Origin of the sequence: Rhodococcus sp. IEGM 1306 (assembly GCF_036541985.1) — a bacterium.
Classification (GTDB): domain Bacteria; phylum Actinomycetota; class Actinomycetes; order Mycobacteriales; family Mycobacteriaceae; genus Rhodococcus_F; species Rhodococcus_F qingshengii.
Map to the genome: position 1 here is coordinate 94,177 of NZ_JAZHFF010000005.1, position 23,093 is coordinate 117,269.

Annotated in this window: 25 protein-coding genes; 17 read left to right on the forward strand and 8 right to left on the reverse strand. The window is 61.7% G+C overall.

Annotated elements, in window-relative coordinates; all coding sequences use genetic code 11:
* Positions 1-102 precede the first annotated feature (102 nt).
* Complete coding sequence (locus V3587_RS15875) at positions 103-780, reverse strand: winged helix-turn-helix transcriptional regulator (protein ID WP_095968940.1); 678 nt, start codon at positions 778-780, stop codon at positions 103-105.
* Positions 781-915: 135 nt separating this feature from the next.
* Between V3587_RS15875 and V3587_RS15880 the strand changes: the two genes are divergently transcribed.
* Together V3587_RS15880 and V3587_RS15885 are read left to right on the forward strand one after the other, a co-directional pair.
* Positions 916-1,752 carry a class I SAM-dependent methyltransferase gene (locus tag V3587_RS15880; protein ID WP_200315712.1) on the forward strand — a complete coding sequence of 279 codons (837 nt, stop codon included), beginning with the start codon at positions 916-918 and terminating at the stop codon, positions 1,750-1,752.
* Positions 1,752-3,140, forward strand: a complete 1,389-nt coding sequence (locus tag V3587_RS15885) for an FAD-binding oxidoreductase (RefSeq protein WP_283376913.1) — start codon at positions 1,752-1,754, stop codon at positions 3,138-3,140. Before V3587_RS15880 ends, V3587_RS15885 begins: the two co-directional genes overlap by 1 nt.
* 27 nt (positions 3,141-3,167) lie before the next feature.
* On the opposite strand, the gene V3587_RS15890 is transcribed toward V3587_RS15885, so the two are convergent.
* Complete coding sequence (locus tag V3587_RS15890; RefSeq protein WP_235171762.1) at positions 3,168-4,367, reverse strand: serine/threonine-protein kinase; 1,200 nt, start codon at positions 4,365-4,367, stop codon at positions 3,168-3,170.
* A gap of 227 nt (positions 4,368-4,594) precedes the next feature.
* Between V3587_RS15890 and V3587_RS15895 the strand changes: the two genes are divergently transcribed.
* From V3587_RS15895 to V3587_RS15925, 7 genes are all read left to right on the forward strand, one after another.
* On the forward strand, positions 4,595-5,473 hold the full coding sequence (locus V3587_RS15895) for a hypothetical protein (protein WP_283376914.1): 879 nt from the start codon (positions 4,595-4,597) through the stop codon (positions 5,471-5,473).
* A complete protein-coding gene (locus tag V3587_RS15900) occupies positions 5,470-7,023 on the forward strand; it encodes a DNA polymerase Y family protein (protein WP_095968945.1) in 1,554 nt (517 codons plus the stop codon). The genes V3587_RS15895 and V3587_RS15900 overlap by 4 nt, the downstream gene beginning before the upstream one ends.
* Before the next feature lie 165 nt (positions 7,024-7,188).
* The gene (locus V3587_RS15905) at positions 7,189-8,034 is read left to right on the forward strand and encodes an alpha/beta hydrolase (RefSeq protein WP_283376915.1); all 846 of its coding nucleotides are present in this window, start codon (positions 7,189-7,191) and stop codon (positions 8,032-8,034) included.
* The gene (locus tag V3587_RS15910; RefSeq protein WP_124566516.1) at positions 8,021-8,776 is read left to right on the forward strand and encodes an alpha/beta fold hydrolase; all 756 of its coding nucleotides are present in this window, start codon (positions 8,021-8,023) and stop codon (positions 8,774-8,776) included. The genes V3587_RS15905 and V3587_RS15910 overlap by 14 nt, the downstream gene beginning before the upstream one ends.
* A gap of 67 nt (positions 8,777-8,843) precedes the next feature.
* Positions 8,844-9,185: a DUF6292 family protein gene (locus V3587_RS15915; RefSeq protein WP_283376916.1), complete on the forward strand. Its 342-nt coding sequence runs from the start codon at positions 8,844-8,846 to the stop codon at positions 9,183-9,185.
* Positions 9,186-9,230: 45 nt separating this feature from the next.
* Positions 9,231-10,868, forward strand: a complete 1,638-nt coding sequence (locus V3587_RS15920; RefSeq protein WP_283376917.1) for a sulfatase-like hydrolase/transferase — start codon at positions 9,231-9,233, stop codon at positions 10,866-10,868.
* 87 nt (positions 10,869-10,955) lie between these two features.
* A complete protein-coding gene (locus tag V3587_RS15925; protein ID WP_095968950.1) occupies positions 10,956-11,912 on the forward strand; it encodes a R2-like ligand-binding oxidase in 957 nt (318 codons plus the stop codon).
* 9 nt (positions 11,913-11,921) lie between these two features.
* Here the strand turns inward: V3587_RS15925 and V3587_RS15930 are convergent, their stop codons facing one another.
* Positions 11,922-12,560 carry an HD domain-containing protein gene (locus V3587_RS15930; protein ID WP_206029500.1) on the reverse strand — a complete coding sequence of 213 codons (639 nt, stop codon included), beginning with the start codon at positions 12,558-12,560 and terminating at the stop codon, positions 11,922-11,924.
* A gap of 125 nt (positions 12,561-12,685) precedes the next feature.
* Here V3587_RS15930 and V3587_RS15935 point away from each other — a divergent pair, with 125 nt between their 5' ends.
* Complete coding sequence (locus V3587_RS15935) at positions 12,686-13,642, forward strand: GlxA family transcriptional regulator (RefSeq protein WP_283376918.1); 957 nt, start codon at positions 12,686-12,688, stop codon at positions 13,640-13,642.
* On the opposite strand, the gene V3587_RS15940 is transcribed toward V3587_RS15935, so the two are convergent.
* Positions 13,639-14,472 (reverse strand): alpha/beta hydrolase, encoded by an 834-nt coding sequence (locus tag V3587_RS15940; protein WP_095968952.1) that lies wholly within the window; start codon positions 14,470-14,472, stop codon positions 13,639-13,641. The two genes, V3587_RS15935 and V3587_RS15940, sit on opposite strands and share 4 nt — an antisense overlap.
* Positions 14,473-14,761: 289 nt before the next feature.
* Between V3587_RS15940 and V3587_RS15945 the strand changes: the two genes are divergently transcribed.
* The 4 genes from V3587_RS15945 to V3587_RS15960 are packed head-to-tail and all read left to right on the forward strand — an operon-like array spanning position 14,762 to position 17,349.
* On the forward strand, positions 14,762-15,322 hold the full coding sequence (locus tag V3587_RS15945) for a TetR-like C-terminal domain-containing protein (protein WP_200315696.1): 561 nt from the start codon (positions 14,762-14,764) through the stop codon (positions 15,320-15,322).
* An 8-nt stretch (positions 15,323-15,330) separates the two neighbouring features.
* Positions 15,331-15,834 (forward strand): hypothetical protein, encoded by a 504-nt coding sequence (locus V3587_RS15950; RefSeq protein WP_283376919.1) that lies wholly within the window; start codon positions 15,331-15,333, stop codon positions 15,832-15,834.
* 9 nt (positions 15,835-15,843) lie between these two features.
* Complete coding sequence (locus V3587_RS15955; protein ID WP_283376920.1) at positions 15,844-16,416, forward strand: YdeI/OmpD-associated family protein; 573 nt, start codon at positions 15,844-15,846, stop codon at positions 16,414-16,416.
* A 30-nt stretch (positions 16,417-16,446) separates the two neighbouring features.
* Positions 16,447-17,349, forward strand: a complete 903-nt coding sequence (locus tag V3587_RS15960; RefSeq protein ID WP_411742238.1) for a sucrase ferredoxin — start codon at positions 16,447-16,449, stop codon at positions 17,347-17,349.
* A 14-nt stretch (positions 17,350-17,363) separates the two neighbouring features.
* On the opposite strand, the gene V3587_RS15965 is transcribed toward V3587_RS15960, so the two are convergent.
* Positions 17,364-17,897: a GNAT family N-acetyltransferase gene (locus V3587_RS15965; RefSeq protein WP_283376921.1), complete on the reverse strand. Its 534-nt coding sequence runs from the start codon at positions 17,895-17,897 to the stop codon at positions 17,364-17,366.
* A 175-nt stretch (positions 17,898-18,072) separates the two neighbouring features.
* Complete coding sequence (locus tag V3587_RS15970) at positions 18,073-19,056, reverse strand: hypothetical protein (protein ID WP_283376922.1); 984 nt, start codon at positions 19,054-19,056, stop codon at positions 18,073-18,075.
* A 77-nt stretch (positions 19,057-19,133) separates the two neighbouring features.
* Here V3587_RS15970 and V3587_RS15975 point away from each other — a divergent pair, with 77 nt between their 5' ends.
* Entirely contained in the window at positions 19,134-19,715 is a 582-nt protein-coding gene (locus V3587_RS15975) for a GNAT family N-acetyltransferase (protein WP_095968955.1), read from the forward strand.
* On the opposite strand, the gene V3587_RS15980 is transcribed toward V3587_RS15975, so the two are convergent.
* A complete protein-coding gene (locus V3587_RS15980; RefSeq protein WP_283376923.1) occupies positions 19,679-20,344 on the reverse strand; it encodes an NAD(P)H-dependent oxidoreductase in 666 nt (221 codons plus the stop codon). The genes V3587_RS15975 and V3587_RS15980 overlap by 37 nt on opposite strands.
* 77 nt (positions 20,345-20,421) lie before the next feature.
* On the opposite strand from V3587_RS15980, the gene V3587_RS15985 reads away from it, so the two are divergent.
* Complete coding sequence (locus V3587_RS15985; RefSeq protein WP_283376924.1) at positions 20,422-21,006, forward strand: TetR/AcrR family transcriptional regulator; 585 nt, start codon at positions 20,422-20,424, stop codon at positions 21,004-21,006.
* Positions 21,007-21,030: 24 nt separating this feature from the next.
* Here V3587_RS15985 and V3587_RS15990 read toward each other — a convergent pair whose 3' ends face one another.
* Positions 21,031-21,945, reverse strand: coding sequence for a LysR family transcriptional regulator (locus V3587_RS15990; RefSeq protein ID WP_283376925.1), 915 nt, complete (start codon positions 21,943-21,945; stop codon positions 21,031-21,033).
* A gap of 81 nt (positions 21,946-22,026) precedes the next feature.
* On the opposite strand from V3587_RS15990, the gene V3587_RS15995 reads away from it, so the two are divergent.
* Positions 22,027-23,016 carry a threonine ammonia-lyase gene (locus V3587_RS15995; RefSeq protein ID WP_283376926.1) on the forward strand — a complete coding sequence of 330 codons (990 nt, stop codon included), beginning with the start codon at positions 22,027-22,029 and terminating at the stop codon, positions 23,014-23,016.
* The last annotated feature ends 77 nt before the right edge of the window (positions 23,017-23,093 follow it).

Below are 23,093 nucleotides of genomic sequence, written 5' to 3' on the forward strand. Positions count from 1 at the left end.
GACTGCTCGGTCAGTGTCACCGACAGGTGGTCACCGTTCGTCGACGGTGTCACGGTCTGCAACAGCTCTGTAACAGGACGGAACGGTGCTGGTGAGGATGTGTTAAGCAGGGCGCGGAATCGATGCGAAAGTCGACAGTTCGAACCACGAAGGCAAGCTGCGACGCAATGCTGCGGGCCCCGAAATGGTGACGTCGCCGGACCGTATGGCGTCCGACCAGGTCAGGTTACCGCGCCAGATCTCGGTCATCGGTCGCAAGCCTGCGGCGACCGACACTGCGACGTCGAAACCCGGATCGATATCGCACATGTCTACTTCGCCGGAATTGATGACGAGCCACCAGTGTCGTGAATGTCCACGCACTCCGGAGAAAACGAACTGCACCACGGTCTTGCCGTCGGGCACCACGGAGTGATCCACGCGGCGATGCATGTCCCAGAGCAGCAGTTTCGGATCCAGGTCTTCGTCGCCCAGCTCGCCGATCCACCGGGTACCCCAGATGCCGAGAGCTTCGACCACAGGCCGCAGTTCGCGGCCGGCGTCGGTCAGACGATAGCTGACGACGCAGTCGGTTTCTTCTCGCTCGACGATGCCGGCAACTGCAAGTTGGTGCAGTCGCGTGGAGAGCAATGTCGGTGACATTCGCGGAAGTCCGCGCCGGAGATCGTTGAAGTGCTCGCTTCCCATCATCAGTTCGCGCAGGAGAAGCAGTGTCCACCGCTCGTCGAGTAGCTCCATCGCCTTGGCGACGGGGCAGAACTGGTGGTACGAGGACCCCATCTCTCGATCGTAGGCCTCTGGGATGCTCCGGTACAGATTTCGTACTGGAGAGGGGCGAACAGCCGTCGTAGCGTCGAAGTAACGGCATCGACGTTTGTCGGCTAGAAGTACGAAAAAGATTGAAGGAGAACCGTAATGAGTGAATCAACGGGAACGCTCGGGCTGGATCGCGAGCTGAAGGCCAAGCACCGGGCCATGTGGGGTCTGGGTAACTATCCGGCGGTAGCGGCGCAGGTCATCGCGGATCTCGGGCCGGTACTGGTCGGCGAGTGCGGCGTGCAGGAAGGTGATCGCGTGCTGGACGTCGCGGCGGGGTCGGGCAATGCGGCGATCCCGGCGGCCGCATTGGGTGCGCAGGTGATCGCCACCGACCTGGCTCCGGAATTGTTCGTGGCCGGAAAGGAGGCCGCTGCGCTCGCCGGCGTCGAACTCGATTGGCAGGAAGCAGATGCCGAGGCTCTTCCCTTCCGCGACAACGAGTTCGACGTGGTGCTCTCGTGTGTCGGCGTGATGTTCGCGCCGCATCACCAGCGCGCCGCGGACGAGCTTCTGCGAGTGTGTCGATCCGGCGGAAAGATCGGGGTGCTGAGTTGGACTCCGACGGGGTTCATCGGCGAGATGTTCAAGACGATGAAGCCGTACGCACCGCCGCCGCCTCCCGGAACCCAACCGGCGCCGTTGTGGGGTGACGAGAACCATGTTCGTGATCTGCTCGGCGATGTCGTCACCAGGAAAAACGTCCTGCGTGTGGACAGATTCAGTGGGCCGGAAGATTTTCGTGACTTCTTCAAGAAGAACTACGGCCCGACCATCGCGGTGTACCGGAACATCGCCGACGACCCGGCGCGGACGCAGGCGTTGGATCGAGATCTGCTCGAGTTGGCGAAAAAGTACGGCAGCGGAAGCGAGCCCTTCGCGATGGAGTGGGAGTACCTGCTGGTCACCGCGACACCCGACAAAGGAGGTGTGTGATGACGACGGTCGAGTTCGCGCCGCTGAAATCGGCGGTCACAGGTTCTGTGTTCGGTCCCCGAGATCCGGAGTACGACGACGCCAGATCGATCTGGAACGGACAGATCGATCACCGGCCGGCGGTGATCGCCAGGTGCAGGTCGGCGTCGGATGTGTCTGTGGCACTTGCATTTGCCAGAGCCCACTCGTTGGAGGTCTCGGTCAGAGGTGGCGGGCATTCCTACCGAGGCACGTCGGTGTGTGAAGGCGGTGTGATGATCGATCTCAGTGCGATCAACGTAGTCAGCGTCGCCCCGTCCGCGAAGCGAGCCAGGGTCGGTGGTGGTGCAACGATCGCCGACCTCGACACGGCGACGCAGGAACACGGCTTGGCAGTGACCGGCGGGGTGATCAGCGATACCGGAGTCGGTGGCCTGACACTGGGCGGTGGCATGGGGTGGTTGACGCGCACGCTCGGCCTGGCGATCGACAACCTGGTGTCGGCAGAGGTGGTACTTGCCGACGGTTCGATCGTGCGAGCCTCCGAGAACGATCACAGCGACTTGTTCTGGGCACTGCGCGGCGGTGGCGGAAACTTCGGGGTGGTCACCGAATTCGAGCACCGTTTGAGCGAGATCGGTCCGGAAGTGCATCTGGGACTGTTCTTCTGGGGGATGGAGGACGGACCCGCAGCGCTTCGTCTGTGTCGCGAGGTGGTGCCTGCCCTGCCGAGAAATGCCGGTGCGATGGTTGCCGTCAGTTTGTCCGCGCCACCGGCACCGTTTGTCCCGGATCAATTTCACCTACTGCCCGGCTACGCCTTGCTGGTAGCCGGTTTCGGATCGGAAGAGGAACACTCGAATGCGATTGCGCCGATTCGAGAGGGCTTGCCGACGCTTTTCGAGTTCGTCACCCCGCTCCCGTACATCGGGTTGCAGTCGATGCTCGACGAATCGGAGCCGTGGGGTGCGTACGCCTATGAGAAGGCTTTGGATCTGGTGGATTTCTCCGACGACGTGATCGATGTTCTGACCGAACAAGCGGGCAAGAAATCGTCGCCGATGTCCTTCATGCCGATCTTTCCGCTGCAGGGAGCTTTCACTTCCGTCGGCGAGGACGACACTGCGTTCGGTGGTTCTCGCACACCGCATTACGTGTGCAATATGACGGCGACGGCAACCGATGCCGGGACGCTGGAATTGGACCGATCGTGGGTGCGTGAGACCTGGGAAGCGTTGTGTCCGTTCTCTTCCAACCAAGGCGGGTACGTCAACTTCATGACCGATGTCGACGAGAACCGGGTGCGAGCTTCCTACGGCGCGGCAAAGTACGCGCGATTGTCCGCGGTAAAAGCGAAGTACGACCCGGACAACGTGTTTCACCTCAACGCGAACATCCTGCCTGCGTGAAGCTTGTGCTCAGACCGTGAACACCGGTCAGACAGTGAACACCAGAATGACGACGATCAGTGCGGCCAGGATGATGACGGCAACCATGCCGGTCATGGCGAGGGGAGCCCAGGCCACTACCTTGTCTCGGGTGCTGGCATCGGCGGGGCCGGTCGGTATCCGCGGCGGCCAGGAGAACATGTCCATCGGACTGGGAACGTTTCGCAGAGGCGTGTTCTGTTGCACTGCAGGAAGTCCGGTGATCGTGGAGCCGGTCAGGCGATTGCGACGGTGTGGGTCGGCGAGTTGTGTGGTCCGGTGCGCCCAGGCCGGTACGGCACCCTCGGACGAGTAGACGGGAGCGTCGATCAACTGCTCGATCGTGCCGCCGCCTGTTGCGGCAGCGGCGAGTGCGTCGCGTGCCTGAGCCATCGTCGGCCGGCGGGTGGGGTCGGGTTCGAGGAGTTGAAGAAGAACGTCGGTGAGGGGTCCGGACTTGGTGGGGCGGTAGATCTCGGCCTTGGCGACCCGGTGCAGGAGGGCGATGGCGTCGGAGTCGATGCCGAAGGGCGGTTGACCCTCGATCACGGTGTAGAGCGTCGACCCGAGTGAGAAGACGTCACTGGCCTCGGTGGGATCATCGCCGCGGGCAACTTCGGGTGCGAAGTACGCGGGAGTGCCGGTGATGACCTCGTCCTGGGAGTCGGACACGTCGCTCTTTGCGCGGGCGATGCCGAAGTCGCTGATCTTAACGGTGCCGAGGGACTTGCCTCGATCTGCGATCAGGATGTTGCCTGGCTTGATGTCGCGGTGGACGATGCCGGCGGCGTGCGCTTCGGTGAGTGCCGCAGCGATCTGTGCGCCGATCTGCGCGACCTCGAGCGGTGGCAACGTGTCGGCCAGGTTCATGGCCTGGGCGAGGCTGCGGGCCGGGAAGTACTCCATGACCAACCACGGTTCGCCGGACTCGATCGCGACGTCGTACATGGCGATGGAGTGGGGATGGGTGAGCTTTGCGGCGTTCCTGCCCTCGCGCAATGTACGTTCGCGGACCTCTTCGGCCGTTTCGGTGTCGAGGCCTTCCGTGCTTGTGACTTGTTTCACCGCGACGTCACGGCTGAGGAGGGTGTCGCGGGCCAGCCAGACGGCGCCCATCCCTCCGTCGCCGATCTTGGAGCGGAGTCGGTACCGCCCCGCCAGCAGGTATTCGGGCCCGATGCCCCTCCCGGTCTGCTCCTGAGCTGTCACATCTCAAGGTTAATGGATTGATGCCACTGTGACGCTCGAGGCTCCTGTGAACTGGGATTTTTGCTCTGCTTGACGTGTCGGGGGTGACACGGTTTACTGAAAACAGTTCGAAAATATGTTCGAAATTGCTGTTCGTTGGATGCATGTCAGACCCGACTTCCCCGCGGTTTGCCGGCTGGTTATGGATTGCTGCCGAGTGAGTTTTTCCGGTGTTCCGGAGGATGGGGATGACCGAGGTGACCGAGTTGGTGGAGCTGTCGGCAGATGCGGCGGGATTGTCCCGTCAGGATCGGCTGGCGCAGCTCCGCCGACAGATCGCGTCCATTCCCTCTCGGGGCGATACGTCGTTCTCTGGACCGAGCGTGTCGGTGGCTGGTGTGTCCGTCGCTGGTGTTTCCGAGACAAGTGCAGCAGCGTCCGAGAGTGTTGCGGACAGGGACAGGCCGGTCGTGGACCGCGCGCACAAGGCTGGTGTTCTCCCGGTGCCGGAAGGTATCGGGGCATTGTTGCCGCAGGGTGGTTTGGTACGCGGAACCGTGGTGTCCGTCGACGGCGCGGCATCTTTGCTTTTGGGATTGGTCGCGTCGGTGACGGCGTCCGGAGGGCATGTGGCAGTCATCGGGCAGCCTCGACTGGGATTGCTGGCGGCGTACGAGATGGGTGCGCAACTGGAACGTCTGGCACTCGTTCCGGCGCCAGGGCCGGATCCGGTCGAGATTGCCGCTGTGCTGCTCGACGGTATGGATCTGGTGATTCTGGGATTGGCGGGTGCATCGGTATCCCCGTCGCGTGCTCGGGCGGTAGTGGCACGCGCTCGAAGCAAGGGCTCGACTCTTGTTGTCACCGAAGGTCACTGGGACGGTGCTGAGGTTCGCTTGGACGCTCGGGTTCATGGTTACGGTGGGTTCGGTCAGGGCCGGGAGTTGGGGCGTGGTCGGCTCAATTCCCTGAGCCTCGCGGTTCGTGCTCGGGGGCGCTCGTTCCAGCCCCGGACCACGCGTCTGGACATCTGCAGTTCAGCCGGGCGGGTCGAGTGGGTACCTTCTCGGCCGGTAGAGGGTGTGGTGTCGCAGGATGTGATGTCGGAGCAGGTGGTGTCACTGTGAGCAGAGTTCTGGCGTTGTGGTGCCCGGATTGGCCGGCGGTGGCAGCGGCAGCACTTGCCGATCTTCCGGCAACACATCCCGTCGCGGTCACCTCGGGTAACCGTGTGATCGCATGTTCGGCGACGGCTCGTGCGGAGGGTGTTCGCCGAGGCCTACGACGACGCGAGTCGCAGGCCCGCTGCCCGGAACTGTATGTGGCGACGGCAGATCCGGAACGCGACGCCAGATTGTTCGAGCCGGTGGCCGCGGCCATCGATGCGGTGGCACCGGGCGTCGAGGTACTCCGTCCTGGTTTGTTGGTGCTCAGCGCACGAGGTGTCAGTCGGTACTTCGGTTCGGAGGAAGCCGCGGCGGAACGATTGGTGGATCAGGCATCTGCTGCGGGCGTCGAGAGCCAGGTGGGGGTGGCGGATCAACTGTCCACCGCGGTCATTGCCGCGCGCCGGGCAGCGCTGGTGCCGCCGGGGGAGGGAGCACGGTTTCTGGCGCCGCTACCCATGCCGGAGTTGGCGGCCGAGCCCAGCCTGTCTGCACCGCATCGCGGAGAGTTGGTGGATCTGCTGCGCAGGCTCGGGATCAGGACCATCGGTGCTTTCGCGGATTTACCGGCAGTGGACGTCGCTTCGCGTTTCGGCGCTGATGCGGTGCTCGCGCATCGTGCGGCGCGTGGTGAACCCGAGCGGCCACCGTCGGCGCGGACGCTTCCGCCGGATCTGGAGGTGGAGCAGCATTACGATCCGTCGATCGAGCGGGTGGATGCCGCAGCGTTTGCCGGGCGCGCGTTGGCAAGTCTGCTGCACGACAAGCTGTCCGCCGCCGCAGTGGCGTGCACCCGTCTGTCGATTTCGGCCAGCACGGGTAACGGTGAAAATCTTTCTCGGACTTGGCGTTGCGCCGAACCTCTGACGCCGGAGGGAACGGCCGATCGAGTGCGATGGCAACTGGACGGCTGGCTCACCGGGCGCAGTGAGACCCGGCCGACCGCAGGTATAGCTGTGTTGCGTCTGGAACCGGTGGAGGTGGTCAGTGCCGGTGCCTTGCAGTTGGGGCTGTGGGGCGGTGTCGGCGACGAGGAGGAACGAGCCAGGCGAGCATTGGTGCGTGTGCAAGGTCTTCTGGGCGGCGAATCGGTTCAGGTCGGTGTCCTGAGCGGTGGGCGAGGGCCCTCGGAGCGAATTACCTTGTTGCCCTTGGGTGACGAGCGGGTAGCTGCTCACGATCCGACAGCCCCGTGGCCGGGTCGTCTGCCGCAACCGTCTCCGGGGTCGATCTTCGTCGACAATCCCAAGGTGTGGCTGGGGGATGCGGCCGGCAACGCCGTGTACGTCACCGAGCGCGGTGTCTTCAGTTCGCAGCCGGGAAGGCTGAAGTGGGGGAGTAAGGAATGGGCAGTGCAGGGATGGGCCGGGCCCTGGCCGGTGGACGAGCGATGGTGGGACGCAGCTTCGGCACGCACGGCGGCGCGGGCTCAGGTTCTGCTGGAGGAATCGCGGGCGTTGCTGATGATCTGTGAAGGCGGTGGATGGTCGGTGGAGGGTGTGTACGAATGAGCTCACAGGTATAGCCAGCTGTACCGGCCATGGTCGAGTCGGCTGTACGAACAGTAGGGGCGTTGGCACCATCGCCATGCCGACGTTCGGATCCTAGCGTTGACGACATTCGAAAACTCACTGTTGCAATGATTCTCGTCGTTGTAACTCTTCACGAGGAGTGTCATGAAAACGCCGGGCCGAGCTGACGTTTCCGGAACCGATCGACTTCACTACGCGCTGACGGAACTGCACGACGCACAACTTCTGGCGTACGACGAGTCCGGCGAAGGCCGGATCGTGGAGGTGTTCGGCGATGTCGCCACAGCCGAGCACATCGTCATCTTCGTCCCGGGTAACGACAACGGACTGGGAAACTACTTCGACGAGAACCGTCCGACCGGACCACGCGCGAGCGGGTGGACACTGGGAAGGATGCTCCGAACGCTCGGGCGGAACGACCACGTCGCGGTGATCGTGTGGGTCGGATATCGGACCCCGTGGGGATTTCTCGAGTCGTTCTCGCGGACACTCGCAGAACGTGGTGCGATCGATCTGGCGCGATTGACTCGCATCCTGCCTCGTTCGGCGCATGTGACGCTCGTCGGACACAGCTACGGGGCCGTGGTGTGCGGACTCGCCCTCCCGTCGGCGCGAGTAGACGATTGTGTGGTGCTCGGGAGTCCGGGCATGGGGACCAGTTCTCGCGAAGACCTGTGCTTTGCCGGAAATCTCTGGGCTGCTCTGGGGCCCTCGGACTGGATCCGGTATTTCCCGCGCGTGAAGATCGGTCGCCTCGGGTACGGTCCGTCTCCAGTACGGGCGCAGCACGGAGCCTTTGTTTTCGGCACCGGTTCCATTCGAGGGCATTGCGGATACTTCGCCGACCCAAGCGAGTCGCTGCGCAACATCGCGAGGATAGGGCTCGGTCGCTACGACGAGGTCACGCAGCCAGGGGAGTTGCCACCTCGGCTGACCGCGTCAGCAATTCGCGAGGACAGGTCTATCCTGGGAACTCGTGAGTGTCGCTAACGTACGAAGTGCCGGCGGGGTCCAGATCAGCTACCGCGATTCCGGTTCGCATCCCGGTGTCGCCGATCTGCCTCCGGTAATCCTCGTGCACGGGATGGGCGGCGACAGCGGTACCTGGGACAAGTTCGCGCGGACCTTGCGATCGCGCAACCGACGAGTTGTCTCGGTCGATCTTCGCGGCCACGGACGGAGCGCTCGGGCGTCGTCGTATCTCTTCGACGAGTTCGCCGACGACGTCATGGACGTGTGTGATCATCTCGAACTCGACCAGGTGGATCTGGTCGGTCATTCGCTCGGCGGGCACGCGGCGTCGTTGATCGCTCAGAAACGCCCCACGGCGGTGCGGAAGTTGGTCATCGAGGAAGCGCCGTTGCCACTACGCGCAGGTGACCCGGAACAGGTGTTCGCGAGGAAATTGCCGAGTGTGCCAGAACTGTGGCACGCCACAACAAGTTTGGTGCGGCATCCGCGCGCGGCGCTGACGTTCGATCGCTCGATGACGCGATCCGCGCTCGAGCAGTTCCGCCGACCGGATCCGCAGTGGTGGGATCGGTTGTCGCTCATCGAGGCTGACATGTTGTTCCTGCGTGGAGGTCTGGGCGGGATGGTGGACCCCGTTCGCCTCGACGCTGTTGCAGCCACCGTCGCACGCTGCGAGTTGGTCTCGTTCCGTACCGGACACAGTGTCCACCGCGACGGTCATCGCCAATTCGAATCCGTTGTGTTGCCGTTCATTTCCTGAAAGCGCAATACCCGATCGGTCCCGCCGCGTACCCATCCGAAACGTGTGTGGCACCGAATGTACTTCCATGCATACCAACGGCAACGACTGGTCCGCACACGAATACGTCGACGCGGTAGCACGATCGGTTCACGGCGAGACTGTCCGATGGACACAGGCGCCGAGCATGGATGCGGTGATCGTCCTTCCCGTTCATGCCAGAAACCATCCGGGGAAGACCGCAGTTCTGCTCTGGAATCACGACTTCGGTTGGTCGTGGGGCGTCGAGGAGTCCGACGTGCGAAGGACGATTTCGATAGTCGACACCCTCGGCATCGGCCGGACTCCGGATCCGCTGCGCTGTGCGGATCGGGTTATCGAGCTGATCAGCGCCCAGACAGTTTGCTCGCGCATGTGTAGCGAACACTGATTCGGTCAACTCTGGGGCCACAACGCCTCCGAGAGGACGACGCCCGTGAACCCAGAGAACGTTCCAGCCCCGCTTTGTCATTCATTGCCGCGCCGGACGTTCCTCGGTGGCGTCGGTGCTCTTGTCCTCGCCGGAGTGGCAGACGTCGCAACCGGCGCGGCGAGCGCGGCGCCGGTGAAAGCAGCGCCCGCCGATCGGTTTCCGCAGAAACCCAACATCGTTGTCATCATCACCGATCAGGAGCGCCGGCCGATGTACTGGCCGCAAGGCTGGGCTGATCAGAATCTGCCCAACCGCAAGAGGATTGCCGATCACGGGCTGACGTTCGACCAGGCAGTGTGCAATACCGCGATGTGCTCGCCCAGTCGCAGTACGTTCTTCACCGGCCTCTATCCCGCGCAGCACGGGGTCACCAGAACCCTCACCGAAGGCGGCACTGTCTCACCCACCGAGCCACAGTTGCAGGTCTCCGAACAGAACATGGCAAAACTGCTGGCGTCGGCGGGCTACAACGTTCAGTACCGGGGGAAGTGGCATCTGAGCAAAGGCGTCGAGGGTGGTGATCCGACAAGTGACGATGTAGCGGGATTCGGCTTCGAAGGGTGGATTCCCCCCGACGCGGGTCAGGACACCAATCCGGACCACTTCGGTGGCGGCTGCGCAGACCATGATCGCCGTGTTGCCGAGGAGGCAGTCGATTTCCTCTCCGGACCTGCCGTCACCTCCGGGCAGCCTTGGGCGCTGATCGTCTCGTTCGTCAATCCACACGACGTACTCGCGTACCCCCAGACTTGGAATGCGATGAACGGAACGTGCGACAACTATGGATCGGACGCGCCCGGCGCCTTCGAGCAAGGAATCGACTTACCACCCACCTTCGACGAGATCCTGGCACTCAATCACAAACCGACAGCGCAGGTTCAGTCGGAATTGCTGCTCGCAGCCGGGCTCGGACCGCTGCTCGGGCCCGATCAGGCGCGCAACTACATCAACTTCTACGCCTACATGCACAAGGTGGTCGACGAGCACATCGGCAGCGTGCTCGACGCGATCGAAGCCACTCCGCAGATGCTCGACGACACGGTGATCGTTCGCATGTCCGATCACGGGGAGATGGGGATGAGCCACGGAGGTTTGCGGCAGAAGGTGTTCAACGCCTACGAGGAAACACTGCGCGTTCCACTGGTCATCAGCAATCCCCTGCTGTTCCCCGAACCTGTTCGGACCGACGCCCTGGCATCGTTGATCGACGTGATGCCCACTCTCGCCACGCTCGCCCAAGCGCCGGCGCGTGAATCGTGGAACTTCCTGGGTACCGATCTGACACCGGTCATCGTCGACGCCGCCGCCTACCCACAAGGTCCCAGCGCGCAGGTTCAGGACACAATTCTGTTCACCTACGACGATCAGAACTGTGCGACGCCCGACGGTCAGAACATCGTCACGCAGCCCAATCACATCCGCTCCATCCGGGAGAGCCGATGGAAGTACACGATGTACTTCGATCCTGCGGGAGTTGCTGCGCCGCAATACGAACTGTACGACTTACAAGCCGACCCCTTGGAACTGAACAATCTCGCCAATCCGCTCAACATCGGCTCGTATCGGCCGGATCTGGCGGCACAGATGAATGCCAAGCTCTTCGCAGTGATGGAGACGAAGGGCGTTTCTCTGAAGGAATAGATCGAATTTCGTCAAAACTGATTCACGTTTCAGTTCTGCGGGCATGCTGATGGGGCATCTGTCTTCGGTTCGGGAAGAAGGAATGTCATGACTGTCACCTCGCCGGGGCGAGAAGGTTTCAGTTCTCTTCGGTCGGGAGGGTTGAACTGGGATTCGTTCCCACTCCGATTGTTCACCAAGGGAAATGCCAAATTCTGGAACCCAACCGACCTCGATTTTTCGCAGGATGCCCGTGACTGGCAGGAGCTGACCAGCGAACAACAGCGCAGCGCCACCTTCCTGTGTGCGCAGTTCATCGCCGGTGAAGAAGCCGTCACCGAAGACATTCAACCGTTCATGAAAGCGATGTCGACCGAGGGGCGATTCGGCGACGAGATGTACTTGACGCAGTTCTGTTTCGAGGAAGCCAAGCACACCCAGGTCTTTCGGCTGTGGATGGACGAAGTGGGTCTGACCAGTGACCTGCATTCCTACGTCGCCGAGAATCCGTACTACCGGCAACTGTTCTACGAGGAGTTGCCGTCGTCGCTACGCATTCTGGAGACAGATCCCAGCCCGGTCAACCAGGTGCGTGCCAGCGTCACGTACAACCATGTCATCGAGGGCAGTCTGGCGTTGACGGGCTACTACGCCTGGCAGAAAGTCTGTGCGACACGCGGGATTCTGCCGGGGATGCAGCAATTGGTGCGAAAGATCGGCGACGACGAACGACGGCACATGGCGTGGGGAACGTTCACCTGCCGCAGGCACGTCGCCGCCGACGATCACAACTGGGACGTCGTCCAGCAGCGGATGGGCGAACTCATGCCCATGGCACTGGGAATGATCAACTGGGTCAACGATCAATTCGAGGTGCAGCCGTTCGGTTTGGACAACCAGGAGTTCCTCGAGTACGCCGCAGACCGTGCGCAACGCCGACTTTCGGCGATCGAGTCCGCGCGCGGGCGCGACGTCGCCGAGATCGACCTCGACTATTCCCCGGAGACTCTCGAGGAAAAGTTCGGGGAAGAAGATGCCGCTGCGATGAGTGAGGCAGCCGGCTGAACTCGAATTCTATTGGGGCCAAGCCGAGTTCTGGATGACCTCGACGAAATCGATGTGCCGAAATCCCGGTACGAAATGCTCGAGCACGTCACCGTTGACCGTTCCGAACGTGCTCTCGGGGCGGTGCTTGAAGCCGTCGGTGAAGGCTTTCAGAATCTGATTCTTGAAATCCGGACGGGGGTGGGCCGCGGTGACGGCGTCGATGTCGGTCTGGTCGAGTTCCTTGTACCCGATTCCGAGTACGTCGGTCTCCACGCCCGCTGTCACCAAGGCGATTTCGGGCTCCAGTCGCGAGGGTACCTCTGGCGTCGTGTGCAGAGCGATGCTCTCCCACACTGTGCGGATGTCGGTTTCGTCGACTCCGTAGCCGGTGAGGAATTGTCGCGCTTCGTCTGCTCCGTCCAATTCGAATCGTGACGTGCTGTCCCGGAATTTCTCGGTGAGACCCAGGTCGTGGAACATGGCACCGACGTAGAGCAACTCGGGGTCGGCGTGCAGACCCAGACGCGTTCCTTGAAGTGATCCGAAGAGGAAGACGCGTCGCGAGTGGTGAAACAGTAACTCGGATGCCGTATCTCGTACCAGGTCGGTGGCGTCGGCAGCCATCTTCGAATCGGGGATTTTCACACCGGCAATGATCGTGTTCATCGGTACCTGCTCTGCTCGTCGCTGCTGCGAATTCTCGGTCCATCCCAGTGTCGGTCGAGCACGCACGCGGTCGCACCCTGATCTCGGCCATACTGTCCACAGATCAGGACGAAGGAGAGCGCATCGTGACCGCAGGGCATCGAGTTGCCGTCCTGGTGTTCGACGGCGTCAAACTGCTCGACGTCGCAGGTCCGAGCGAGGTGTTTGCAGAGGCCAATCGCGGCGGGGCGAACTACGAGTTGGTGATCTGCTCGGTAGGTGGGCACGATGTCGACTCGTCGACCGGGATGCGCATTCCGGTCGACTGTGACGTCGTAGATTCCGGTTCCTTCGACACGTTGCTGGTCATGGGTGGTGACGTGTTCCCGTCCACGCCGGTGAGTCCGGAACTGCGTGAGGCGGCGAGTGACCTGGCAGGGCGGTCGGATCGGGTTGCCTCGATTTGTACCGGAACATTCATCCTTGCAGCCAGTGGATTGCTCGACGGACGCCGCGCAACCACGCATTGGCAGCACACGGCGACGTTGGCGCGTGCCTATCCTCAGATCACGGTGGTTCCCGACGCCATCTTCATCGAGGACGGCACGGTGTTCTCGTCTGCGGGCGTGACCGCCGGGATCGACCTCGCGCTCGCATTGCTCGAGCGTGATCATGGTGCAGAAATGGCTCGACGCGTCGCGCAGCTTCTGGTGGTTTTTCTCCAGCGTCCAGGTGGGCAGTCACAGTTCTCACCGTCGCTGAGCGGGCCGCGGCCACGAGTGCCGGCTCTTCGCGCAGTGGTCGATGCGGTGGCAGCGGATCCGGCGGGGGAGTACTCGGTCGACGGACTGGCTGCCCTGGCGCACCTGAGCCCGCGGCACCTGACGAGGCTCTTTCGCGAGGAGCTTGATACGACGCCGGCCAAATACGTCGAGTTGATCCGTTTCGATTCCGCGAAGGCGCTTCTCGATGCCGGCCACTCGGTGACCGATGCCGCGCAGTTGTCGGGATTCGGCAGCTCGGAATCCTTGCGTCGAGCATTTTCGACGCATCTCGGAATCTCACCGCAGGTGTACCGTCGTCGTTTTCAAGCATTCGGCTAGGACTGGCTCTCGTGCTTTCCCTGTGGTGGGTTCATACCCTGCTTGTCGAGCCAGGCCAGGCTGTAGTCGGCGATCTCACGCCAGCCGTGGTCGATGGTCAGTGAGTGACCCCGATCGCCGAAGACCTTGTATTCGTTGACCGTCGGCGCCTTGGCGTACTTCTTGAACGAGCTGTCCGAACTGGCTTTCGGTACCGTGCGATCCTTACCGCCGCCGATCATCAGCAGTGGCCCGCGGCGGGCGTTGAAATCCACTGCAGCGGGGCTGTGGGGTGCGAAGTTGGCGAGTGCTGCCTCGAACAACGGTCGTCCGGGGGCGGGAATTGCATACTGTTCGAACAAGGCGTCGGACTCGTCCCTGGACACGGCGCTGGCGAAGGATTTGTGGAACGATTTTCTGTTGTGTGAGTAGGCCTTCCGGTAGTTGCCGGGGTTGGACAGGACAGGGAACACGCTGCCCAGTTGAACGAGAGGAAGTTTCAACACACCTTTGGGCTGAGCGGGGTCGATGGCAATTGCCGCAGTCGCCAACTCCTGGCCCAGCAGTTTCTGGGCGATCAAGCCTCCGAACGAGTGCCCGATCACGATCGGTGGTTCGTCGAGATCTGCGATCACCTTTGCGTAGTGATCCGTCACGTCCTCGATGCCGTGTCCCGCGATGTCCTCCGGATGTTCGCGCGTCTCACCCACCGTCGACGCATCCCCTGGCCATCCGGGTGCCATCGTGGCGTACCCCTGCGCATTGAAAAGCTGCGCCCAGGGATCCCACGTGGTCGGGTGCATCCAGAGTCCGTGGATGAACAGAACAGTCGGGTTGGACTTGGGCGACATGCGCGCTCCCCGCTATCGGACCGATGATCGATACGGGATGCCCGCTTTCTTGCAACCTCACTCGTCGGTGATCAGATCCGAGACGACGTCATTGTCAGTCGTCCCGGATCAGGCGGCAAATGACGTATATGGCAAACCATGTCATCGCGACCGACGCGAGAACGAATAGAACTTCGAAGAACATGATCATGTAAATCGCCACCTCGCTGGTAAGGGATTGCTCACATTCGAACATATCGCAAGTTCTTATTGCGATATGACTGGGTGGCACGGTTGGCACAATGAGGTCATGAAGCAAAGGGGTCGAGCGGTCCGAACGGCCGTGATCGAAGCGACTGTGCGGAAGGTTGCTGAACTAGGACCGCAGTCAGTGACGATTGCCGCCATAGCGGTCGAAGCGGACGTTCATCCGACGTCGATTTACCGCAGATGGGCGACGGTCGACTTGCTGGTCGTGGATGCTCTTCGCGAGTTCACCGATGCAGGTTTGCCGATACCTGACACTGGGACACTCTTCGGCGATCTTCGAGCTTTTGCTCGACGCCTGCAGGATTGGCTCGCGACAGATACCGGATTGGCACTGGCCCGCACGGGCGTGATGCCTACCGACGACGCGGAAATCTTGGCTGCGCGCGCACAGTTCTGGCGGGCTCGATTCGATGCGGCAGCGGTAATGATCGACCGCGGGATCGAACGCGGCGAGATTTCAGACGGCACTGATCCCGATACTGTTCTCACGGCAATAGCTTCGCCGATCCGGCTGGCAGCGGTTTCCCAGAACACCGAGCCTCGTATCGACATCGACAAATTGGTTGCACTTGTCGTCGGCGTCGATCCAATAGTGAAATGATCGATGACATGGCACCAACTGGATCTGCGAAGGCAATGGCACTGTGGACCACCGCTTTTGTTGTCTCACAAGCGAATATTGCTCGCTTACTCGGGCCGGTGGCTCCCAAGGTCTTGGACGTGCAGACAGCATTTTCCGCTCGTCGGTACATCGAAATCTTGGACTCCATGGATGCGGAGGCCGCGTCGCGATTTCGTAGTCACTACTACCCCGACTTCGTTCATCCCGCGATCTACGCGATGGCTTTGCGGTCAGCAGGCACACGGCTCGGCGAGCGGGTGCCCCTATCGCCCTCAACTCGGCGCGCGCTGGCCGTAGCGCCCGTGCTGTCAGCGGCCGGCGACTACGTCGAGAACGTGGTCGGACTCCGTTTCCTCGATCACCGCGACAGCATCACCGACTCGAGGGTTCGCGCCGTCTCGACGGTCAGTATTGGCAAATGGGTGCTCGCACTTGGAACTCTCGGATATTTGTCGCAGGGTTTTGTCAGAGTATGGGTATCGCGAAAATGAGGAGCACTGATGGCAGTCGAACTCGGTACCGAATACTTCTCTGACGGAGGAGAGTTCCGTCGATGGCTGTCCGAGAACCATGAGGCAGTCCCCGGGCTCTGGCTCAAGATGGCCAAGAAGAACTCGTCACACAGTTCGATCGACTACGACCAAGCATTGGACGTGGCGCTGTGCTTCGGCTGGATCGACAGCCTGTCCCGGCGAATCGACGACGATTTTTTCGTGCAGAAGTTTTCGCGCCGCACTGCGCGGAGTCCGTGGTCCAAACGCAACGTCGAGATAGTCGCCCGTCTTGATGCTGCAGGATTACTCGAGCCATCCGGCATCGCCGAGATCGAGAAGGCCAAGGCAGACGGCCGCTGGGATCGCGCGTACGAGGGAGCAGCCAAGGCCGAGGTGCCGAAGGACTTTCTCGATGCTCTTGCAGAAAACCCGAAGGCTCGCGAGTTCTACGCGACGCTCAATTCCACCAACCGGTTCACCATCGCGTACCGACTGCAGGAGGCAAAGCGTCCGGAGACGCGAACCCGGCGGATCGAGAAGTTCGTGAACCAGCTTGCCGAGGGCAAGAAGTTCTACTGAGCTGACTGGGACGGCTGATCGACTTTCAACGTGGCTGACACAATAGGGCTCGTGATCGAAGCCGAGACCTGTTCCGCGTTGTCTGCTGTTGACGAACCGCTGGCAGGCAGTGCTGCCGTCGTGCGGGGTTGGGTGTGCCTCGAATTCAACGCAGCGTGGGGTCGTGACGTGCTGGACGGAACAGCCTTGGGGGAGGAGCTTGCCGCCGAGCTGAGTCGGCGAGCCGACGCTGCCGATGTACGAATCATGTTCATCCGTCGACCCGGCCGCACCGATCCGTTGACTGATGGACACACCGTCCTGCTTGCGCGCTCCGATCCGAGCGACTCATGGTGCGAAAGGTTGCGCATCGATTCACCGATGGATCTACTCGACGTCGATTTCTCCCTGCTGGATGGGCCGCCGCCAGGATTGGGCGAGCAGGTGACCGAGCCTGTCGTATTGGTCTGCGCTCACGGCAAGCGCGACCAGTGCTGCGCTGTGTTCGGCAGACCGATTGCGTCAGCGTTGATGTCGTCCTTCGGACCCCAGGTGTGGGAGTGTTCTCATACCGGCGGACACCGATTTGCGCCGTCGATGATCTTGCTGCCGAGCGGCAATACATACGGTCGTCTGTCTGCTGATGAGAGTGTCACGGCCGTAGAGGTGGCTTCGCGAGATCAGGTCCATCTGCCGGGCCTGCGTGGACGGAGTTGCTGGCCTCCTGCGGGGCAGGTTTCGGAAATCGCTGTGCGACAACAAATCAGCTGTGGAATCGACGACTTGGCTGTCGTAGAGCAGGCGGGTGACGGTACGTGCGTCGTCGCACATGTGGACGGCCGGCGGTGGGTGGTGGAGACGGCGGTCTCCGAACTCGTGCCGCGTCCACCGAGTTGCGGTGCGGCTCCCAAGCCGGTGAGGCCAGTTGTCGTCACGTCGATTCGAGACCTGTGATTCTCGGACTGTAGTCACAGTTCTTTGGTCGTGAACAGCAGGTCGCCGTGGATTTCGTCCGCTTCCACACGGGCGGTCTCGAGGAACTCGAGTTTTGCCATCACTCGACGAGACGCTCCGTTCCAGTCGCGGACTGTAGCCCAAAGACGTCGATATCCCGATGACTGTGCCCAATGGAGGACGGCCCAGGAGGCCTCGGTCGCGTATCCCTGACTCCATGTCCTACGAAGAAACTCAAATGCCAGTTCAGGCTCTCCGTCGGATCCACGCACAGTGTCAATCAGTCCGCAGTAGCCGATGACATCGCCGAATACTTTTCGTTCCACTGTCAACAGATTGAGTTCGCGGGAGCTACTGCGAATCTGGTCCTCGATATCTTCGATCGTGGGCCGGCCATCGGAATCGATCTGACGGCGCGGCGGGACACGAGGATCGCGCTCGGTCCAAAGTTCCCGCAGGACAGCGGCGTCGGACACTCTGCGCGCCCTGAGGATCAGTCGATCGGTTTCAAGCGAGATGCTCGTTCCTGGCGCTCGAGAGTCTTCCATGCCAGGGACCTTATGGGCGATGGTTAAGATTTACCACTCCGAATTCTCCTCTCAACCAATTCGACATCGGCGTGACAAGCCCGTCGATGATTGGGCATGACGAGTGCGGGTGATCATTCTGAGCGCTGCCAGACAGACCGCTCCGGCCGACGACACCCGTTGCCGCGGGTCAGCATTACTCCAACAGCAGCGCAATGACCCCGGGCGTTAGTTGACGTTGTCCGAGGAGATTTACGCGTTGGCATCCGTCGAGTTCGACTGCCATCCGCGTGCCGCCCGATCCGTCAGGACGAAGTACTTCGATCGAAGCGATGTGTTGGGCGTTGCGATCGCATGGGCCAGCGAGTGGTGCGGTGGATACAGCCCCCATCAGATCCGCACTCTGCTGGCGTGACAAGCGGATTCGGGACTCCGGAAGCGGTGGTTCGGTGGAATAGCGGCACACCCGTAGTCTGCCGACGTCGGAAATCGGTGTAGCCAAGGCTGTTTCCGTCAGTGGGCGCGCGTGAGTGTCTTCGTGTTCTTCCATGCGTTTCTTGTCAGCTTCAGTGCTTGTCGTGAACGGTTGTCCGATCGACTCCGGGCAGATTCCAGCATCGTCGGCAGCTTCGCCGTCGACCAGGTGTTGCTCGCGGCCGACCTCCTGCAATCGGTTCAGTGCTGCGTGTGGTTGCTCTTGCAGGCCGCAGGGCGCAGCCGGCCAGGTAGGGCGTATGGCGGCTCCTGTTTCGTCCACCAACCACAATCCGGCCGGCGGGACGAGACGGTACGCACAGTCGGCCTGGACGTTGGCCGGAAATCGACGAGACTGTTCGCGGAACGCATCCTCTACCGCGTGGATGTCTCCCTCGAGGCGTATGGAGTCGATGGTCAACCCGCCGTCGGACGCTTCTCCGCGTTCGCATCGAACAACTGCGACGGGGCTGAAATCAGGAGGTGGGTATCCACTTCCCTCAGGGCGAAGGGCGATGCTGCTGTCACGTGCCTCGGGGGCTACGAGCGCGGCGGCAATATCGGGGGCCAGGCAGTCTGCCCGATCGACTGCTGTCGCGACCGGGGGAGTGAAAGATTCGTAGTCTCGAACGCCGGCCCAAACCAACGCAACGGCAACGACACTGACGACGGCGACAAAGACCCCAGCTATGAAACGTCCACTCATACAGGAACACTATGTGCCTATGCGATGGAATGAGGCTAAGTCTCGACCATTGCTGGTTGCGAAGTAGCATCGCTGCTATGACTGTCGATTTGGTTGCGCCTGACGAGGCCATGTGGGCGTCCTGGTTGGAGTCGCGTGACGAGTGGGGCGGACCGCAGGCGGATCAGCCCGGTTCGGCGTTGGGCGTTGCGCAACGTCTAGACCTCGATCTCGCATCCCGCGACGGATTCGGGCAGTGGGTGCAGGAGTTGTTGGCGCAGCCTGAGGCAGTGCCGGGGCCCGACGTTGTCCCGGCAACCAACTGGTGGATCGTTCGAGACGGCAGATATCTCGGCGCTATCCAGTTGCGGCACAGCCTGAACGAGTTCTTGGCCGATGTAGGTGGCCATATCGGCTATGGGGTCAGGCCGTCGGAGCGCCGGAAAGGTCTGGCGTCGGCGGCTCTGCGGGAAGTGCTCGCGTATGCCGGTGACCCGGTAGGGCTCAGTCGAGTCCTGATTACCTGCGACGAAACCAATGCGGGTTCGCGTAAGGCGATCGAAGGGTGTGGTGGTCTACTCGACAGCGTGCGCCCAGCCGATCAGTTGTCGCGCAACCTCGGCCATTCGGGAGACACGCTTCGCTACTGGGTGGAAACGGGTGTGTCGCGCGTCAGTTGACCGATGTCTGCACGTCCACGGGAAGTCGCGGTCGCAGGATAGGCGACGCGTGCCGCGATACTTTCGCTGAGATCTCGGATTTCTGCTGCGAGGAGGTCTCGGCTCTTCGTATCCGACTCGTGCACGAAGGTTGTCGATCCCAGTGTGGCACCGCAGTATTCGATGATGCCGCGCTCGATCTGTGTTCGGAAGGCCTCGTACACGCCGTGGCGTTCGAAACTGTCTGCATCGTCACCCGCGACCGGAATCAGATGGACGGTGAGTCGGTCCAGTTTCTTCACGAATTCGCTTCCAGGGGTGAATTCGTACGCCCATCCGCTGACGAAGACTCGATCGATCCAACCTTTGAGTAGTGCGGGCATCGACCACCAGTACATCGGAAACACGAGAATCAGATCGTCTGCACGATCGATTCGGTCCTGTTCGGCTGAAACATCAGTCGGCGGAGTCCCGTTGCCGCGGAACAGATTCAGATCGTCTTTGGAGAAACGGGGATCGAAATTTTCGGCGTGGAGGTCTGCGATGTCGACGTCACCACCCATGTTGCGGATCGCGTCGGCGGTAGTTCGAGCGACATGCTGGGTCAGCGAGTGTGGATCGGAATGGGAAACTACGACGAGTGTGGTCATGAGCGTTCCTTCGGTAGATGGTGCGCTTATGTACTAAGAGTAGGTTACTATTCGTATATAGCGCAAGGAGGTGTCCGATGGCACGTACGAGGCTGTCGCGGGCCGGCAGGTACGAACAGCTCGTGGAGGTGGCGTGGGCCTTGGTGCGAGAGGAGGGTGCAGACGCACTGACTCTCGGCCGGTTGGCTGAACGTGCCGGCGTTGCAAAACCGGTCGTCTACAGTCATTTTGCCTCGCGTGCCGTGTTATTGGCTGCCCTCTTCAAGGAATTCGACGATCGTCAGACTGTGATGCTCGCGGAGTATCTCGAGGCCGCCGACGAGACCCTGAGCGGGCGGGCGAATGCCATCGCCGACTCCTATGTCGGATGTTCGCTGGCACAGGGTCGTGAACTGACGGGAGTGCTTGCAGCGCTGGAGGGCTCGCCCGAGTTGGAGCAGGTCAAGCGTGAGTCGGAACGCGCCTATTCCGAGCGTTGTCGCGAGGTGCTCACCCCTTTCAGTGCAGACGGGCCTGCGCAATCGTCGATGACTGCGATATTCGGTGCTGCAGAGGCCCTCTCGCACTCGGCGGTAATCGGAGTGCTCTCACCCGAGGACGCTAAAGGTGAACTTGCCGCGCTGATCGTCGCGGTAGTCGGCAGGCCATCACCGACTGGGTAGTGCCGTGTAGCCATGATCTCATGACTAAGGGTGTCCATCCAGTTCGACACGCTCACACATGGATTTCGAGACTGCTGTCAGAGTTTGGACGAACGCGTCGATCGCCGGAGCACGTGGAGGTCTCCCGTATGTCGCGACGGAGATGGTGCGTCGCTCGTCGGGAATACGGTGCGCGCGGATATCCGGATTCCGATGTGCCAGGAGAGCGAGGGCGGGAAGGGTGCTGACTCCGCTTCCGGAGGCGACCAGCGCTTGGACCGCGACGTAGTCGTCGGTCTCGAACTCGATCCGCGGTACGAATCCAGCTCGTCGGCAGGCGGTCAGGAGGTGGGCGCGGCAACTCGGGCAGCCTGCAATCCAGGTCTCACCGGCGTAGTCCGTGATCTCGTTGGCAGCATCTACATTCCGGGCCGAGGTGATCAGGTACAACGGATCTTCCAGCAACGTCGTATGCGTGACATGCTTGAGCCCGATATCGGCGGTGTCCTCGTGCGCGAAGACGACTGCTACGTCGACATCGTTGTTACGAAGCAGTGCAAGCGCTTTGGGTGGTTCTGCCTCGACGAGGCTGATGGACACCTCGGGGTGCCGAGACGTGAACGCTGCCATGGCTTGCGGAATCACACTTGCCAAGGCCGACGGGAATGCGGCAAGTCGTAGCCGCCCGGCTCTCAGTCCTGCGTACGTCTGGACTTCGGCTACTGCGGCATCGACGTGGCCGAGGATCTCGGTGGCTCGCTGAACCAGGACTGCGCCGGCGTCCGTCAGTCGCAGACCACGGCCGGCTCGTTGGAACAATGGAACACCGACCTCAGACTCGAGCTGTCGAAGGTGGTGACTGATGGAGGGCTGCGCGTAACCGAGAGAATCGGCGGCGGCTGTCACCGATCCTTCCTGTGCAACAGCGACCAGGACCCTCAGTCGAATCAGATCGAGCATGCCAAAATCATAGAAGAATTCGATGCTTTGGACGAAAACACGTATTGGACCTATGAATCAGTTTTTGTCAGGGTGAATCACATGGCACCGGCATCTGATCTCACGGCATCAAACCAGCTACATCCACCCGTATGGGCAGACATCGAGCGTGCCAGCCAGGTCGTCCGACGGCATCTACCGGTCACGCCCCTGATATCGCACCCGACGTTGGGTGCGGGCTCGTGCAGCCAATTGTTCGTCAAACACGAGAACGTGCACCCCACGGGTGCGTTCAAGGTTCGCGGCGGACTGAATCTGGTGGCAGGACTGGATGAGGCGACGCGGGCGCGGGGGATTGTCGGCTACTCGACCGGAAACCATGCTCAATCCTTGGCGTATGCCGCAGCGGGTGCGGGCGTGCGGTGTGTGATCGTCATGCCGGTTGGGGCGAATCCAGTCAAGGCTCACGCTGTCCGCATGCTCGGAGCCGAGCTCATCGAGCACGGTGTGAACTTCGACGAGGCACGTGCTCACGCCGATTTCATCAGCGAACGTGACGGCCTGCGTCTCGTGAGCGCCGCCAATGAGCCGGCAATCCTCGCCGGTGTTGCAACGGCCTACGTCGAACTCCTCGAACAACAACCTGATCTGGACGCGGTGGTGGTCCCAGTCGGTGGCGGCAGCGGTGCGGCGGCGGCGTGTCTCGTCGCCAGTGCGCTTGCACCGCACCTCGAGGTGTTCGCAGTGCAGTCTGAGGCCGCACGAGCCGCACATGACTCGTGGAGTTCCGGCGCGTGCGTCGAGCGCCCGAACACCACCCGTGTCGAAGGACTCGCGACCGGGGCCGGATTCGCACTGACTCAGGGCATCATGCGAGAACGGCTAGGAGGATTCCTGCTCGTCACGGACGATGACATCACCCTCGCGCAGCGGGCGTTGCTCTACGACGCTCACACTTTGAGCGAAGGCGCCGGTGCGGCCGCACTTGCTGCCGTCTACGCACATCCGAACACCTTCGCGGGCAAGCGCGTTGCCGTCGTCTGTACGGGCGCCAATGCCTCTGAGAGCGAGATCCGCAGGGTCGTCAGCTAATCGATAACACGATCGGAACAATGTGCAGTGACAGGGAACTGACGGAAAGACGAAGTACGGTGTGCCAATGACTTCAC